This window comes from Massilia sp. IC2-278, assembly GCF_020708045.1.
GTDB lineage: Bacteria > Pseudomonadota > Gammaproteobacteria > Burkholderiales > Burkholderiaceae_D > Telluria.
In genome coordinates this window covers 21,881-38,046 of record NZ_JAJFES010000006.1, presented here as the reverse complement: position 1 = coordinate 38,046, position 16,166 = coordinate 21,881, and the positions used below count along the sequence as shown (strand labels likewise).

Below are 16,166 nucleotides of genomic sequence, written 5' to 3'. Positions count from 1 at the left end.
CGGCTGTGCGTTTGTCGCAACCGCTTGTCAATGAAGCGATGTTTACGCTACGGACAAAAGGCTTGCCAATCTTCACGCATTGGCGTTATAGTCGATTCGACCATTTTCGGATCCCTCATGCGCAACGCTGCTTTCTTTACCCGCTGGTTTTATTTTGGCTTTTCCGGCCTTCAGGCGGTGGAGTAGCGGCGGGTACACGCAACAGCAAGCAACCCAGGACCGAACACCAGAAACCGCCAGCGATGGCGGTTTTTTTATTTCCAGACCAGATAACGGAGTACAGCATGCCCCGCACCGACGATTTACGCATCCGCGAAATGAAGGAACTGACGCCGCCCTCGCACCTGATCCGCGAGTTTCCGGTGACGCCGGCGGCGGAGCAGACCGCGGCGAATGCGCGCGTGGCGCTGCACCGCATCCTGCACGGCCAGGACGACCGCCTGATGGTGGTCATCGGCCCCTGCTCCATCCACGACCCGAAGGCCGCGCTCGAGTACGCGCGCCGCTTGGCCGAGCAACGCCAGCGCTTCATGGGCGACCTCGAGATCGTGATGCGCGTGTATTTCGAAAAGCCGCGCACCACGGTCGGCTGGAAGGGCATGATCAACGACCCCTACATGGACAATAGCTTCCGCATCAACGACGGCCTGCGCATGGCGCGCGAGCTGCTGCGCAACGTCAACGAGATGGGCCTGCCGGCCGGCACCGAATTCCTCGACGTGATCAGCCCGCAATACATCGCCGATTTGATCAGCTGGGGCGCGATCGGTGCCCGGACCACGGAATCGCAGGTGCACCGCGAGCTGGCTTCCGGCCTGTCCTGCCCGGTGGGTTTCAAGAACGGGACCGACGGCAACATCAAGATCGCTACCGAGGCGATCAAGGCGGCATCCCAGCCGCACCACTTCCTGTCGGTGACCAAGGGCGGGCACTCGGCCATCGTCTCCACGGCCGGCAACGAGGATTGCCACATCATCCTGCGCGGCGGCAAGACCCCGAACTACGACGCCGCCAGCGTCGACGAGGCGTGCCGCCAGATCGCCGGCCTGGGCCTGGCTTCGCGTTTGATGATCGATGCCTCGCATGCGAACAGTTCCAAAAAGCCGGAGAACCAGGTGCCGGTGTGCGCGGACATTGCCGGACAGATCGCGCGCGGTGACGAGCGGATCGTGGGCGTGATGGTGGAATCGCACCTGGTGGCGGGGCGCCAGGATTTGGTGCCGGGCAAGGAACTGACTTATGGGCAGTCGGTGACGGATGGGTGCATCGACTGGGAGACCAGTATTGGTGTGCTGGAGGGGTTGGCGGCGGCGGTGCGCCAGCGGCGTTTGCGCGAAGATTTGTGATCCCAGCGATGGCTTGGTAGGGTGGGGTGGGCCGCGAATGGCACAATGCGCCGATGATCAACCGATGAGACAGCGTGGACACAGGTGTCCACCCTACGGTGATCGCAGTTGTAGGGTGGGTACTTGTACCCACCATGTTGAACGGCAGCGAACCGCATCGCCGCCGACGGCGAGTGGTGGGTACGAGTACCCACCCTACGTTATAGGGGCCAACAATAAGTTGATGGATCGCCGCGCCTGATATGCGCTATCGTTACCCTTTTTATCGCTGGGCTTCCTGAACAAGAATGGCAGCATACCTCCTGCGGCGCCTGTGGCAAATGTTGCCGACCATGGCCGGCGTGATCGTCCTCGTGTTCGTGCTGTTCAACTGGGTCGGCGGCGATCCGGCTTACCTACTCGCGGGCAAGATGGCGGACGAAGCGGCGATCGCCAACATCCGCGCCCAGCTCGGCATCGACCAGCCGGTCTGGGTGCAGCTCGGCATCTTCCTGAAGCAAATCCTCACCTTCGACTTCGGCAACGCCTGGAGCACCGGCGAGCCGGTCTCGCACATCATTGCCAGCCGCCTCGGCCCTTCGCTCACCGTGCTGGTGCCGCTCACGCTGCTGGAAACCTTCCTCGGCATCGCCCTGGCCCTGGCCATCGCCTTCGTGCGCGGTTCCTTGACGGACCGCGCCGTGATGGTCGCCTGCACGGTCGGCATGTCGATCTCGATCCTGGTCTACATCATCGTGTTCCAGTACTTCTTCGCCTATAAACTCGGCCTGTTCCCGGTTCAGGGCTGGGGCAACAGCCTGGGAGAAAACCTGCTGCATTACGCGCTGCTGCCCATCATCATCGGCCTGGCGGTGTCGATCGCCCCGACCCTGCGCCTGTACCGCAGCTTCGTGCTCGACGAGGTCAACCAGGACTACGTGCGCACCGCACGCGCCAAGGGCCTCGGCGAGCGGCGCATCGTCTGGGTGCACGTGCTGAGGAATGCGGCAATCCCGATCATCACCCACGTGATGGCGAACCTGCCGGCCTTACTGATCGGCGCTTTTCTGCTGGAACGTTTCTTCGGCATTCCCGGCATCGGGCGCGAAGTGATCCTGGCCGTGGAGCGCAGCGACTTCCCGGTGATCAAGGCCATCACCGTGTACGTGGCGGCGGCGACCATGGTGTTCAATCTGCTGGCGGACCTGCTGTACCAGGCCGTCGATCCGCGCGTGCAGCTCAAATGACCGATCACCCCGTTTCGCCCGGCCTGTGGGCGCTCGCCTGGCGCCGCCTGCGCGCCGACCGCATCGCCATGGCGGCCTTGGCCGTGGTCGGCCTGTTCCTGCTGATGCTGGTCCTGTCCGCGGGCGGCCTGGTCGCGGCCGATTGGGAAGACGAGGTCGCAGTCAATTACGCGCCACCAGGCTTTGTCGGCGCGAATCCGGCCCTGGCCGCCCTGGCCCAGCCGCAACGGCCGACGCCGCCGAATGCTTTCGACCCGCTGGCCGACGAACTGGACACCCTGAAGCGCGAGGTCCAGGCCACGCATCCGCCCGTGGCCAAGGCCTTGACGCTGCCCTTTGGCGCCGATAAATGGGGCCACGACATCCTCAAGAAAACGATCAAGGGCGGCGAGACATCGATCGTGGTCGGCCTGGTTGCCGCCTTTGTCGCGGTGGCGCTGGGCACCCTGTTCGGCGCCATCTCGGGTTTTTATGGCGGCTACGTCGACGACTTCTTCAACTGGTTCTACAGCATCTTCACCTCGATTCCCTCGATCCTGATGATCCTGACGGTGGCCGCCGTGCTCCAGCAAAAGGGCGTGACCACCATCGTCCTGATCCTGGGCCTGACCGGCTGGACCGGGCCCTACCGCCTGATCCGCGCCGAGTACATCAAGCACAAGGCGCGCGAATACGTGATGGCGGCCGACGCCATCGGGGCCTCGAGCTGGCGCAAGATGTTCTCGCACATTTTCCCGAACGTCTCGCACGTGGCCCTGGTGCAGGTGTCGATCCTGGTGGTCGGCTTCATCAAGGCCGAAGTCATCCTGTCTTTCCTGGGCTTCGGCGTGCCGGTCGGCACCGTGTCCTGGGGCAGCATGCTCAATGAAGCGCAAAATGAACTGATCCTCGGCAAGTGGTGGCAGCTGGCGGCGGCCGCCGGCGCCATGGAGCTGCTAGTGACGGCCTTTTCCCTGTTCACCGACGCGCTGCGCGATGCGCTCGACCCGAAATTAAAGTGAGGCCGGCATGACGGACCAGGACAAGATGCTGCTGCGGGTGCGCAATCTGCGCATTGCCTTTCGCACCGACAAGAAGAACACGGTCGAGGCGATCAAGGGCATTTCCTTCGACGTGCCGGCGAACGCCACCGTGGCGCTGGTGGGCGAATCGGGTAGCGGCAAGTCGGTCAGCTCGCTGGCCGTGATGGGCTTGCTGCCGCCGGACACGACCGTCGTGGACCCCGGGTCGAGCGTGCAGTTCGATGGCCGCGAGATCTTGCACCTGCCGGCGGCGGAGCGGCGCCGCCTGTGCGGCAAGGACATTGCCATGATCTTCCAGGAGCCGATGTCCTCGCTGAACCCGGTGTTCACGGTCGGCTTCCAGATCGGCGAAGTCTTGCGCCTGCACCTGGGCATGAGCAAACGCGAAGCGCGCGCCCGCACCCTTGAACTGCTGGAAGAAGTCGGCATTCCCGACCCGGCGCGCAAGATCGATGCCTATCCGAGCCAGATGTCCGGCGGCCAGCAGCAGCGCGTCATGATCGCCATGGCCATTGCCTGCGAACCGAAGCTGCTGATCGCCGACGAGCCGACCACGGCGCTCGACGTGACCATCCAGAAACAGATCATGGAGCTGATCGCCAGGCTGCAAAAGAAACACCGGATGGCGGTGCTGTTCATTACCCACGACCTCGGCCTGGTGGGAGAGATTGCCGACCGCGTGATCGTGATGCGCCATGGCGAAGTGCGCGAGGAGGGCAGGGCGGCGCAGGTGTTCGGCGCGCCGCGCGACCTGTACACGCAAGCCCTGCTGCATTGCCGCCCGAAGCTGGACGAACGTCCGCTGCGCCTGCCCGTGATCGACGACTTCATGCGCGGGCAGGGCGCCGCGTCCATCGTGCTGCCGCAGCGTACGCGCGGCTATGCGCCGGACGATGAGAACGTGTTGGTGGTCAAGAACCTGCAAAAAAGCTTCTGGCTGCGCGAAGGGCTGTTCGGCAAGCGCGAGTTCCGCGCCGTCAAGGATGTGTCATTCACCCTCCCGCGCGGCAAGACCCTGGGCGTGGTCGGCGAATCCGGCTCGGGCAAGACCACGGTCGGCCTGACGCTGCTGCGCCTGCACCGCGCCACCGGCGGCAGCGCCCTGTTCGACGGCAAGGACCTGGTCAGCATGTCGGACCGCGAATACGGCGCCTATAAACGCCGCATCCAGATCATTTTCCAGAATCCCTATGCCTCGCTGAACCCGCGTTTTACGGTGGGCCAGATTTTGCTGGAACCGATGCGTATCCACGGCATCGGCGCAAACGACAGGGAGCGCACCGCCATCGTGATGGCGCTGCTGGAACGGGTGGGGTTGCCGGCCGCGGCGTATCACCGTTATCCGCACGAATTTTCCGGCGGCCAGCGCCAGCGCATCGCCATCGCCCGCTGCCTCACCATGAAGCCGGAGATCCTGGTGTGCGACGAATCGGTGTCGGCGCTGGACGTGTCGGTCCAGGCCCAGGTATTGAACCTGCTGCAAGACCTGCAGGACGAGTACAAGATGAGCTACATCTTCATATCCCACGATTTGTCGGTGGTGCGCTACATCGCCGACCGCGTGATGGTGATGCACCAGGGCAGCGTGGTGGAGATGGCCGATTCCGACGCGCTGTACCGCAACCCGCAGCACGACTACACCAGGGCCTTGCTGGCTGCGATCCCGCGTGGCGCCTGACTGTTGCGCCAGTGTTGCAATCCCCCGGGGAAAACCGGCCGCTGCCAGCCGGGCAGGAAGATTTCCGTTACCATCACAGCATGTCCGAACTTATCCTCCTGATCCAGAACTACGGCGTCCTGCTCGTCTTCGGCACGGTGCTGCTGGAGCAGTTCGGCCTGCCGATTCCCGCCTTTCCCGTGCTGGTCGTGGCCGGGGCCATGGCCATGGATGGCGGCGCCAGCTGGCAGCTGTGCCTGCTGGCCGTGCTGCTGGCCTGCCTGATCTGCGATTATTTCTGGTTCCGTGCCGGACGCTATTACGGCAAGCGCGTGCTGCGCCTGCTCTGCCGCATTTCCCTGTCGCCGGATTCCTGCGTCAACCAGACCGAGGACCGCTTCCGCCGCTACGGGCCGAAGTCGCTGCTGGTCTCGAAGTTCATCCCCGGCTTCAATGCGATTGCCGCGCCGATGTCGGGCGCCCTCGGCACCCGCACCCGCCATTTCCTTGGCTTTGCTTCCACCGGCGCGCTGCTCTGGGGTGGCAGCGGGCTGGCGGTCGGCATGCTCTTCCACGACAGCGTCGACCGCGTGCTCGACGGCCTGGAAACCATGGGCAGCACCGCGCTGATGGTGGTCGGGACGCTGCTGGCGCTGTTCGTTGCCTATAAATATGTGGAGCGGCGCCGTCACCGCGCCAGCATGGCCCTGCCGCGCATCGGCGTTGCCGAACTGAAGACGCTGATCGACGGCGGCCACGATCCCCTGATCGTCGATGCGCGCAGCGTCACGGCGCAGGCGCTGGAACACGCGATTCCCGGCGCGCTGCTGTATGCGGAATGCGAGCCGGGCCAGCTGATGGCCGGGCTCGACCGCGACCGGCACATCGTCGTGTATTGCAGCTGCCCGAACGACGTCACCGCCGCCCAGGTTGCCAAGGCCTTCTTGGCTAACGGTTTCCACCGCGCGCGGCCGCTGCAGGGCGGGCTCGATGCCTGGAACGCCCACCATGCCACGCCGGCGGCGGAACTGGCGCCCGAGCTCGCACCGTTCCGGACGTAACTGTACTACGCATAAAGACATGTATTTGCGCGACTTTCAGCGGGACCTTTGTACCTAAACTACAAAATAAACTTGTACTCCCGTAAAGAAATCCAGTAAGCTTGGAGGATCACCCGCCTCCTGTGCCGCAATGACTGCTTCTTTGCCTAACGCCATCGTTTCCTCCGTTGCCCGTTTCGATCAACCGCGCCTGCTGGCCGACGTCGGGGGCACGAATGCCCGCTTTGCGCTGGAAACGGCGCCTGGGAAATTCGAAGCGGTGCAGGTGCTGGGCTGTGCCGACCACGGCACGCTGGCCGACGCCATTCGCAGCTATCTCGCTGCGCCGGAAACGGCAGGCTTCGGCAAGGTCAGCCACGCCGCGATCGCCATCGCGAATCCGGTCGATGGCGACCAGGTGCGCATGACCAACCACCACTGGCAATTCTCGATCGAGGGCATGCGCCAGGAACTGGGTTTTGCTACTTTGCTGGTGGTGAACGATTTCTATGCATTGGCGCGTTCGCTGCCGCACTTGCCCGATAGCGACAAGGTGCAGGTCGGCGGCGGCGCCGCGCGCCCGAACGCACCGCTGGCGCTGATCGGCGCCGGCACCGGCCTCGGCGTGTCCGGCCTGATCCCGGTCGGCGACAGCTGGACCGCGCTGTCCGGCGAGGGCGGCCACGTCGGCTTTTCGCCGGCGAACGAACTCGAAGTCGCAATCCTGCAATTTGCCTGGCGCGAGTTCGAGCACGTGTCGGCCGAGCGCTTCCTGTCCGGCGCCGGCGTCGAGCTGATCTACCGCGCGCTGGCCGATTACCGCGGCCAGCAGCCGGAAGCGATCGGCGCGCCCGAGATTTCGCGCCGCGCCATGGCCGGCGAATGCGCGCTCGCGAGCGAGGTACTCGAAGTCTTCTGTGGCATGCTCGGCTGCGCGGCCGGCAACCTGGCGGTGACGCTGGGCGCCCAGGGCGGCGTGTACATCGGCGGCGGCATCGTGCCGCGCCTGGGCGAACGTTTCGCCGCATCCTGCTTCCGCAGCCGCTTCGAGCGCAAGGGCAGGTTCTCTTCTTACCTGTCCCAGGTGCCGACCTACGTGATCACGGCGCAGTATCCGGCTTTCCTTGGCGTGTCGGCGATTCTGGCGGAAAAACTGTCGGCTTGATCCCAAACCGGACTGCGCACCCTTGCGCAAGTGGCCGTTCCCGTGTTTTATCGGTTACAATGACCCGCAGTTGGAAGAAACGATGGCTCCGCGCCCCGTGCGTGCGCCGGCAAAACCGGCAAGCCTGTTTCGCTAGATCACCAACCCGTTGCCCGCCTGGCAAGCGAGCAGCCTGTAGCCGGGTCCTGTCCTGCTACCGTATTGTGCCCGTCCCATCCAGGCGCGGGCCACGCATCCAGTTTCGACGAGCAGTACCGTGAACCGCGTTCCGTTCGCGACGGCCACCGGCATTGATAGCCGGTCGCGTCACGGCGGCAGCCGCACGATGATATTTGCCGCGCCCGGAGGCGCTGGCAGGTAAGTATTTATATTGAGCTGACAAGCCTGACAACATCGAGAATGAAGACTGACGAGGCCAAGCGGATCCTCGAAACCGCCTTGCTGTGCGCACGCGAGCCGATGTCGATCCATGGCATGAAGAAGCTGTTCGCCGACGTCGATGCGAACGGCAGGCAGCTTGGCATCGGCGTCGGTTCCGACACGATCAAGCTGCTGCTCGAGGAGCTGCGCCACGACTGGCGCGACCGCGGCATCGAGATCGTCAGCCTGGCCTCGGGCTGGCGCTTCCAGAGCCGCCCGGAAATGAAGCCTTACCTGGACCGGATTTCGCCGGAAAAGCCGCCGAAGTATTCGCGCGCGACGCTGGAAACGCTGGCGATCATCGCCTATCGCCAGCCGGTCACGCGCGGCGACATCGAGGAAATCCGCGGCGTCGCGGTGAACTCGCAGACGATCAAGATGCTTGAAGACCGTGGCTGGATCGACGTGATCGGCCACCGCGAAGTGGTGGGGCGGCCCGCCCTGCTGGGTACGACCAAGCAATTTCTTGACGACCTGGGCCTGGCGTCGCTGGGCGGGTTGCCGCCGCTCGAGGCGATCGCCGACGCCGCCGACGGGCGCTCGCTGGAAGCGCTGGAAGCGGCGCTGAACGATAATTTTGACAGGGCAGCCGCGGGAGCGGCGGCCGAAGACGAACAAGGGGCTTCCCAAGTGGAAGTGCCGATTCATGACCCGCAACCGGCCGCCGGCTCGGTACCAGGTCAGCAAAACAATGACACGAATGATGAATCCAACTGACACCACCGAGACCACTCCGGCCGAGCCGGGCAAGGGCGACGCGGCCAAGCCGAAGCGCCGCACCAAGGCCGCCGCCGCTGCTGCAGCGCCCGCCGTGAGCGAAGCGCCCGCCGCCGCCGCGGTCCCGGCCGACGCTGCCGCGCCGGCTGCGAAGCCGAAGCGCCGCACCAAGGCTGCCGCTGCCGCCGAGGGCGATGCCGCCGCTGCTGCGCCTGTTGCCGCCGCTGCGCCTGCCGCCGCCGCCGCCGAGCCTGCACCGAAGGCCCCGGCCGCACGCAAGCCGCGCGCGGCCAAGGCCAAGCCCGCCGAAGCAAAGGCCGAGGTCCAGGCCGAGGCGCCGGTCCAGGCCGCCGTCAGCGCGCCGGCGCCAGCCGCGGCCCCGGCCGCACCGGTGGCAGCCGCCGAGGCCGCGCCTGCGGCCGCCGCGCCGCGCCAGGAGCAGGGCCAGCGCAAGCCGCGCGGTCCGCGCCAGATGCGCGAGCAGCGCGGCCAGCGCGAACTGCTCCAGGCCGAGGCTGCGGCATCGCAGGTTGAAGCCGTTGCTGCGCCGGAAGCCGGCGCCGAGGGCGTGGCAGAGCCGCGCGCCGCGGAGCCGGTGCGCGAGCAGCGCCAGGGCAAAGGCAAGGGCAAGCAGAAGAACCAGAAGAATGCCCAGAAGCCTGGCCAGCCAGGCGCCCAGCAGGCGGGCCAGGCCCCGCAGCCGGGCCAGCAGGTGCGCGGCGCCCACGGTAACAAGGGCAAGGGCGGCAAGCAGAAGCCGGGCAAGGGCGGCAACGATGCCGACGCCGTGTTCTCCTTCGTCACCTCGGACGCCTTCGACGCCAACGACGGCGGCCAGGGCCAGCAGAAGCCGAAGGTGCGCCGCGACCTGACCGCCGACGACGACGCGCCGAAGCTGCACAAGGTGCTGGCCGAAGCCGGTCTCGGCTCGCGCCGCGACATGGAAGACCTGATCGTTGCCGGCCGCGTGTCGGTGAACGGCGAGCCGGCCCACATCGGCCAGCGCATCCTGCCGACCGACGCCGTGCGCATCAACGGCAAGCTCATCCAGCGCAAGGTGAACAACACCAAGCCGCCGCGCGTGCTGGTGTACCACAAGCCGGCCGGCGAAATCGTCAGCCACGACGACCCGGAAGGCCGTCCATCGGTGTTCGACCGCCTGCCGACCATGAAGACCGGCAAGTGGCTGGCCGTCGGCCGCCTCGACTTCAACACCGAGGGCCTGCTGCTGTTCACGACCTCCGGTGACCTGGCCAACCGCCTGATGCACCCGCGCTACAACATCGACCGCGAGTACGCCGTGCGTACCCTGGGCGAGCTGGAAGAAGGCATGCGCCAGAAGCTGCTGGCCGGCGTCGAGCTCGACGACGGCAAGGCGGCATTCACCAAGATCGTCGACGGCGGCGGCGAAGGCATCAACAAGTGGTACCGCGTGGTGATCGGCGAAGGCCGCAACCGCGAAGTGCGCCGCATGTTCGAGGCGGTCGGCCTGACCGTCTCGCGCCTGATCCGTACCCGCTACGGCGCCATGACCCTGCCGTCGGGCCTGAAGCGAGGCCGCTGGGAAGAGCTGGAAGAAAACGACGTGCGCAACTTCATGTCGGCCTTCGGCATCGAGAAGAAGGGCACCGCGGGCGGTGCGCAGGGCGGCAAGGGCGCCAAGGGTGGCCAGCCGGCCGATCCGCGCCGTTCCGACGGCAACCGCATCGACCGTGCCGACGCCAACAAGAACGTCGACCCGTTCGGCCCGCAGGTCGCACGCGCCGGCGCGCCGCAACGCAACGCCGGCCTGTCGACGGTCCCGAACGGACGTCCGCAAGGGGGCAAGGGTGGCCGTGGCGGTAACGCCGGCGGCTTCGGCGGCGCCTCGGGCCGTCCGGGCAGCGGTGGCAATGGCGGCAGCAGCCGTCCGCGCCAGCCGGATCCACTGCAGACCACGTTCGGCTTTGCCGGCACCGGCGGCGGCGGCCGTCGCGGCGGCCAGGGTCCGCGCGGTTCCGAGCACGGCCTGCCGCGCCGCGGCCGCCGCGGTTGATCGATCGCCCCGGCAATCACCGGTAGGGTGGGTTCTCGAACCCACCGCTTGAGCGGATGAGCACTGGGCGGGTTGTCGTTCGTAGGGTGGACTCCCGAGTCCACGCTGTCGCACCTCTTGAACATCGGCGCCTCGTCCTCATGTAGGGGGGCCCGGGATCATCGTTATCGATGTTCAAGCGGTGAGACAGCGTGGACAGTAGGGCTGGCTAAATGCCAGCACTACGAATGTCCACCCTACAAAACCACGAGACGCCAGCACCGCAGTGGTGGGTTCGAGAACCCACCCTACATTTATCGCGCGCGCCCGTTGTTTGCTTGCTCATAAAATGGTATGTCGATTGCAGCACGCCCTCGAATACGTTATAATTTGCAGCCTAATCCGGAGTTCTTCCCAGTATTAATTTGGTGCAAGTGCTTTCATCTGGTTGGGTAGTGAATACAAAAAGATGGGCAGATGCCCATTTTTTTTTTGGTAAAACGTTTTAAAGCCCTGGAGAAGTGTCGTGCAGCAGTTTGATTTGATCGCCAAGACAGTCGGTGGCCTCGGCTACGACCTCGTTGATGTCGAACGGGGCGAGCGTGGCATCCTGCGCGTGTTTATCGATTTCCCCGCTGCCGTCGCGGACGAAAAGGGGCCGATCACGGTCGAGGATTGCGCAACGGTGAGTCACCAGTTGTCGCACGTACTGACCGTCGAGAACGTCGATTACGAGCGTCTGGAAATTTCGTCGCCCGGGCTGGACCGCCCGGTGCGCACCCTGGCCGATTTCGAGCGCTTCGCCGGCCACGAATGCACGGTGAAGCTGCGCGTCGCCATGCCGGGCACCGCGAACCGGAAGACCTATACGGGCATCCTGGTCGCGCCGGAAGGCGACAAGATCGGTCTGGAATTTGAAGGTAAAGATGGTCTGGCGTTGTTGGAATTTACGCTGGCCGAATTGGACAAGGCACGTCTGGTGCCACAGGTGGATTTTAGGAGTCGCAAAGCATGAGTCGCGAAATTTTGTTACTGGTTGATGCGCTTGCGCGCGAAAAAAACGTCGATAAGGAAGTGGTCTTCGGGGCGCTCGAGTTCGCCCTGGCCCAGGCCACCAAAAAACGCTATGAAGGCGAGGTCGACATTCGCGTGAGCATCGATCGCGACAATGGCGAATTCGAAACCTTCCGCCGCTGGCACGTGGTGCCGGATGAAGCCGGCCTGCAACTGCCGGACCAGGAAATCCTGCATTTCGAAGCAAAAGAACAGATCGCCGACATCGAAGTCGACGAGTACATCGAAGAACCGGTGGAATCGGTCGAGTTCGGCCGCCGTTTCGCGCAAGACACCAAGCAGGTCGTCCTGCAGCGCGTGCGCGATGCCGAGCGCGAGCAGATCCTGCAAGACTTCCTCGAGCGCGGCGATTCGCTGGTCACCGGCACCATCAAGCGCATGGAACGCGGCGATGCGATCGTCGAGTCGGGCAAGATCGAAGCACGCCTGCCGCGCGACCAGATGATTCCGAAGGAAAACCTGCGCATCGGCGACCGCGTCCGTGCCTACATCCTGCGCGTCGACCGCAACATGCGCGGCCCGCAGGTGATCCTGTCGCGCACCGCGCCGGAATTCATCATGAAGCTGTTCGAGCTGGAAGTTCCGGAGATCGAGCAGGGCCTGCTGGAAATCAAATCGGCAGCCCGTGACGCCGGCGTGCGCGCCAAGATCGCCGTCTACACGGCCGACAAGCGCATCGACCCGATCGGTACCTGCGTCGGCATGCGCGGTTCGCGCGTGCAGGCCGTGACCGGCGAGCTGGGCGGCGAGCGCGTCGACATCGTGCTGTGGTCCGACGATCCGGCCCAGTTCGTCATCGGCGCACTGGCCCCGGCCAACGTCTCGTCGATCATGGTCGATGAAGAAAAGCACGCCATGGACGTGGTGGTCGATGAAGAAAACCTGGCAATCGCGATCGGCCGTTCGGGCCAGAACGTGCGCCTGGCGTCGGAACTGACCGGCTGGAAGATCAACATCATGACGGCCGAGGAATCGGCCAACAAGGTGGCCCAGGAAACGGCGGCAATCCGTGCGCTGTTCATGGAAAAGCTCGATGTTGACCAGGAAGTGGCCGACATCCTCGTCGAAGAAGGCTTCTCGAGCCTTGAAGAAATCGCGTACGTCCCGATTTCCGAAATGCTCGAAATCGAATCCTTCGACGAGGAAACCGTCAACGAACTGCGTACCCGCGCCCGTGACGCGCTGGTGACCGAAGCCATTGCATCCGAAGAAGGTTTGGAAGGCATGGAAGAGGCGCTGGTGAACCTCGAAGGCATGGACCGCAGCACCGCCGGCAAGCTCGGCCTGGCCGGCATCAAGACGGTGGAAGCATTTGCGGGTCTCGCATACGACGAATTCGGCGCCATCCTGTCGCTGCCGTCGGACCGCGCCCGTGAACTGATCAAGAACGAATTTAATGATGTGACCGACGATGAGATGAAGCTGGTCGACAGTAAATATGACGACCGCGCCAAGGCGCTGCAGGCGAAAGCCTGGAGCCTTGCAGAAACGGCCAAGGCATAATTTGCAAATCTTTATCATCTCCGCGACACATAGAAAAGAGGACTGAATGGCGAGTAACAACGTAGCCCAATTTGCCACCGAACTGAAGATGCCTGCAGACTTGCTGCTGACGCAGCTGCGTTCTGCCGGCGTCGAGAAAAGTTCGACGTCAGATCCCTTGTCGAAAGATGATAAGGACAAGCTGCTGAACCACCTGCGCCGTACCCACGGCGCGGGCGAATCGACCGAGAAAAAGAAAATCACGGTCACCCGCAAGGAAACGAGCGAGATCAAGCAGGCTGACGCATCGGGCAAATCGCGCACGATCCAGGTCGAGGTGCGCAAGAAGCGTACCTTCGTACAACGTGACGACCCGGCCCCGAGCGCACCTGCCGCACCTGCCGCACCCGTGATCGACGAAGCCGAAATCGCACGCCGCGAGGAAGAGGCGCGCCGTCACGCCGAACTCGTCGCGCGCCAGGAAGCCGACCTGCGCGAAAAGCAGGAACGCCTGGCCAAGCTCGAATCCGAGCGCGCCGAGCAGGCCCGTGCCGCCGAAGAGCAGGCCAAGCGCGATGCCGACGAAAAGGCCAAGCGCGAAGCCGCCGCAGCCGCTGCCGCCAGCTCCGCCGCCGGCGAGCAGGCCAAGCAGGCCGCCGCCGCCGACGCCAAGCAAAAGGCCGACGAAGCCGCCAAGGCCGCTGCCGAACGTGCTGCCGCCACCGAGCGTGCACGCAAGGCCGTGGCCGACGAAGTGGCCCAGATCAAGCTGATGATGGCCCAGCCGCGCCGCGTGATCAAGGCGCCGGAACCGGCGCCTGCGCCAGTGGCGGCCAAGCCGGCCGCACCTGCCGGCACGCTGCACAAGCCTGCCGACAAGAAGCCGGCCGACGGCGCCGCCGCGAAACCGGGCGACAAGAAGCCGGGCGACAAGAAGTCGATCAAGTCGGCGAACGTGTCCTCGACCTGGTCGGACGACAAGAAGCGCGGCGCTCCAGGCGGCGCCAAGACCCGTGGCAACACCGGCGCGCCGAGCGGCCGCGACGGCTGGCGTTCGGGTGGCCGCAGCGGTGGCCGCCGTTCGCACAGCGACGACCGCGAAACCAACTTCCAGGCGCCGACCGAGGCGATCGTCAAGGACGTCCACGTTCCTGAAACGATCACCGTGGCCGAACTCGCCCACAAGATGTCGGTCAAGGCGTCGGAAGTCATCAAGCAGCTGATGAAGCTGGGCCAGATGTGCACCATCAACCAGGTGCTGGACCAGGAAACCGCGATGATCGTGGTGGAAGAGATGGGCCACAAGGCCTTCGCTGCCGCCGAGGACGATCCTGAAGCGATCCTGGCCGACCAGGGTGCGCATGCCGAGTTCGAGTCGACCTCGCGTGCACCGGTCGTGACCGTCATGGGCCACGTCGACCACGGTAAAACCTCGCTGCTGGACTACATCCGCCGCGCCAAGGTTGCCGCGGGCGAAGCCGGCGGCATTACCCAGCACATCGGCGCATACCACGTGGACACCCCGCGCGGCATGATCACCTTCCTGGATACCCCGGGCCACGAAGCCTTTACGGCAATGCGTGCCCGCGGCGCCAAGGCAACCGACATCGTCATCCTGGTGGTGGCGGCGGACGACGGCGTGATGCCGCAAACGAAGGAAGCGATTGCCCACGCAAAAGCTGCCGGCGTACCGCTGGTCGTGGCGATCAACAAGATCGACAAGCCGGGCGCGAACACCGACCGCGTGACCCAGGAACTGGTCGCCGAAGGTGTGGTGCCGGAAGAATACGGTGGCGATTCGCCATTCGTGCCGGTGTCGGCGAAAGTCGGTACCGGTATCGACGACCTGCTCGAGCAAGTGCTGCTGCAGGCCGAAGTGCTGGAACTGAAGGCGCCGGTCGGCGCACCGGCCCGTGGCCTGGTGGTCGAATCCCGTCTGGACAAGGGTCGTGGCCCGGTCGCGACGATCCTGGTGCAATCGGGTACCCTGCGCCGCGGCGACGTGGTGCTGGCCGGTTCGGCTTACGGCCGTGTCCGCGCCATGCTCGACGAGAACGGCAAGGCCATCGCCGAAGCCGGTCCATCGATCCCGGTCGAGATCCAGGGCCTGACCGAAGTGCCGGCAGCCGGCGAAGAAGTCATGGTCATGGCCGACGAGCGCAAGGCGCGTGAAATCGGTCTGTTCCGTCAAGGTAAGTTCCGCGACGTGAAGCTGGCCAAGCAGCAGGCGGCGAAACTGGAAAACATGTTCGACCAGATGGGCGAGGGCGAGGTGAAGAACCTGCCGCTGATCATCAAGACCGACGTGCAGGGTTCGCAGGAAGCACTGGTTGGCTCGCTGCAGAAGCTGTCGACTTCGGAAGTGCGCGTGCAGGTCGTCCATGCGGCGGTCGGCGGCATCACCGAATCCGACGTCAACCTGGCGGTCGCCTCGAAGGCAGTCATCATCGGCTTCAACGCCCGTGCCGACGGCCAGGCGCGCAAGGTGGCGGAAGCCAACGGCGTCGACATCCGTTACTACAGCATCATTTACGATGCGATCGACGAGATCAAGACGGCACTGTCGGGCATGCTGGCGCCGGAAAAGCGCGAGACCATCACCGGCCAGGTCGAGATTCGCCAGGTCATTCTGGTGTCGAAGGTCGGCGCGATTGCGGGCTGCCTGGTCACCGATGGCGTCGTCAAGCGTTCGTCGTCGGTCCGCCTGCTGCGCAACAACATCGTCATCTGGACCGGCGAGATCGACTCGCTCAAGCGCTTCAAGGACGATGCGAAAGAAGTGCGTGCCGGCCTCGAGTGCGGCCTCTCGCTGAAGAACAACAACGAAATCCAGGTCGGCGACGTTCTGGAAGTGTTCGAAGTGACGGAAGTGGCGCGTACCCTGTAATTTGCAGGGATGCCAGGAACGCCATCAGTCGGGCTCGCGCCCGGCCGGTGGCGTTTTTTCGTTTGCGCCCGTCCGCGCACGATCGATGTACCATTGTCACCAAACCTAATCAAGAA

General features: G+C 64.8%; 11 protein-coding genes. All 11 read left to right on the top strand.

All coding sequences use genetic code 11. The features are described 5' to 3' along the window. The first annotated feature begins 284 nt into the window (after positions 1-284). The 11 genes from aroG to infB all read left to right on the top strand — a co-directional run bounded on the left by aroG (position 285) and on the right by infB (position 16,050). Complete coding sequence (aroG, locus tag LK540_RS13545) at positions 285-1,346, top strand: 3-deoxy-7-phosphoheptulonate synthase AroG (protein ID WP_229437822.1); 1,062 nt, start codon at positions 285-287, stop codon at positions 1,344-1,346. A gap of 287 nt (positions 1,347-1,633) precedes the next feature. Further along, positions 1,634-2,572 carry an ABC transporter permease gene (locus LK540_RS13540; RefSeq protein ID WP_229437821.1) on the top strand — a complete coding sequence of 313 codons (939 nt, stop codon included), beginning with the start codon at positions 1,634-1,636 and terminating at the stop codon, positions 2,570-2,572. Next, positions 2,569-3,573 (top strand): ABC transporter permease, encoded by a 1,005-nt coding sequence (locus LK540_RS13535; RefSeq protein ID WP_229437820.1) that lies wholly within the window; start codon positions 2,569-2,571, stop codon positions 3,571-3,573. Before LK540_RS13540 ends, LK540_RS13535 begins: the two co-directional genes overlap by 4 nt. A gap of 7 nt (positions 3,574-3,580) precedes the next feature. Then, the gene (locus LK540_RS13530; protein WP_229437819.1) at positions 3,581-5,272 is read left to right on the top strand and encodes an ABC transporter ATP-binding protein; all 1,692 of its coding nucleotides are present in this window, start codon (positions 3,581-3,583) and stop codon (positions 5,270-5,272) included. A gap of 80 nt (positions 5,273-5,352) precedes the next feature. After that, a complete protein-coding gene (locus LK540_RS13525) occupies positions 5,353-6,312 on the top strand; it encodes a VTT domain-containing protein (RefSeq protein WP_229437818.1) in 960 nt (319 codons plus the stop codon). A gap of 130 nt (positions 6,313-6,442) precedes the next feature. Further along, positions 6,443-7,456, top strand: coding sequence for a glucokinase (locus tag LK540_RS13520; RefSeq protein WP_229437817.1), 1,014 nt, complete (start codon positions 6,443-6,445; stop codon positions 7,454-7,456). A gap of 399 nt (positions 7,457-7,855) precedes the next feature. Beyond that, the gene (scpB, locus tag LK540_RS13515; protein WP_229437816.1) at positions 7,856-8,593 is read left to right on the top strand and encodes an SMC-Scp complex subunit ScpB; all 738 of its coding nucleotides are present in this window, start codon (positions 7,856-7,858) and stop codon (positions 8,591-8,593) included. Beyond that, positions 8,580-10,628 carry a 23S rRNA pseudouridine(2605) synthase RluB gene (gene rluB / locus LK540_RS13510; protein WP_229438044.1) on the top strand — a complete coding sequence of 683 codons (2,049 nt, stop codon included), beginning with the start codon at positions 8,580-8,582 and terminating at the stop codon, positions 10,626-10,628. Before scpB ends, rluB begins: the two co-directional genes overlap by 14 nt. Before the next feature lie 505 nt (positions 10,629-11,133). Further along, the gene (gene rimP, locus LK540_RS13505) at positions 11,134-11,622 is read left to right on the top strand and encodes a ribosome maturation factor RimP (RefSeq protein WP_229437815.1); all 489 of its coding nucleotides are present in this window, start codon (positions 11,134-11,136) and stop codon (positions 11,620-11,622) included. Further along, positions 11,619-13,184, top strand: coding sequence for a transcription termination factor NusA (gene nusA, locus LK540_RS13500; RefSeq protein ID WP_229437814.1), 1,566 nt, complete (start codon positions 11,619-11,621; stop codon positions 13,182-13,184). The genes rimP and nusA overlap by 4 nt, the downstream gene beginning before the upstream one ends. Positions 13,185-13,230: 46 nt before the next feature. Further along, positions 13,231-16,050, top strand: coding sequence for a translation initiation factor IF-2 (gene infB / locus LK540_RS13495; protein WP_229437813.1), 2,820 nt, complete (start codon positions 13,231-13,233; stop codon positions 16,048-16,050). Positions 16,051-16,166 lie beyond the last annotated feature (116 nt).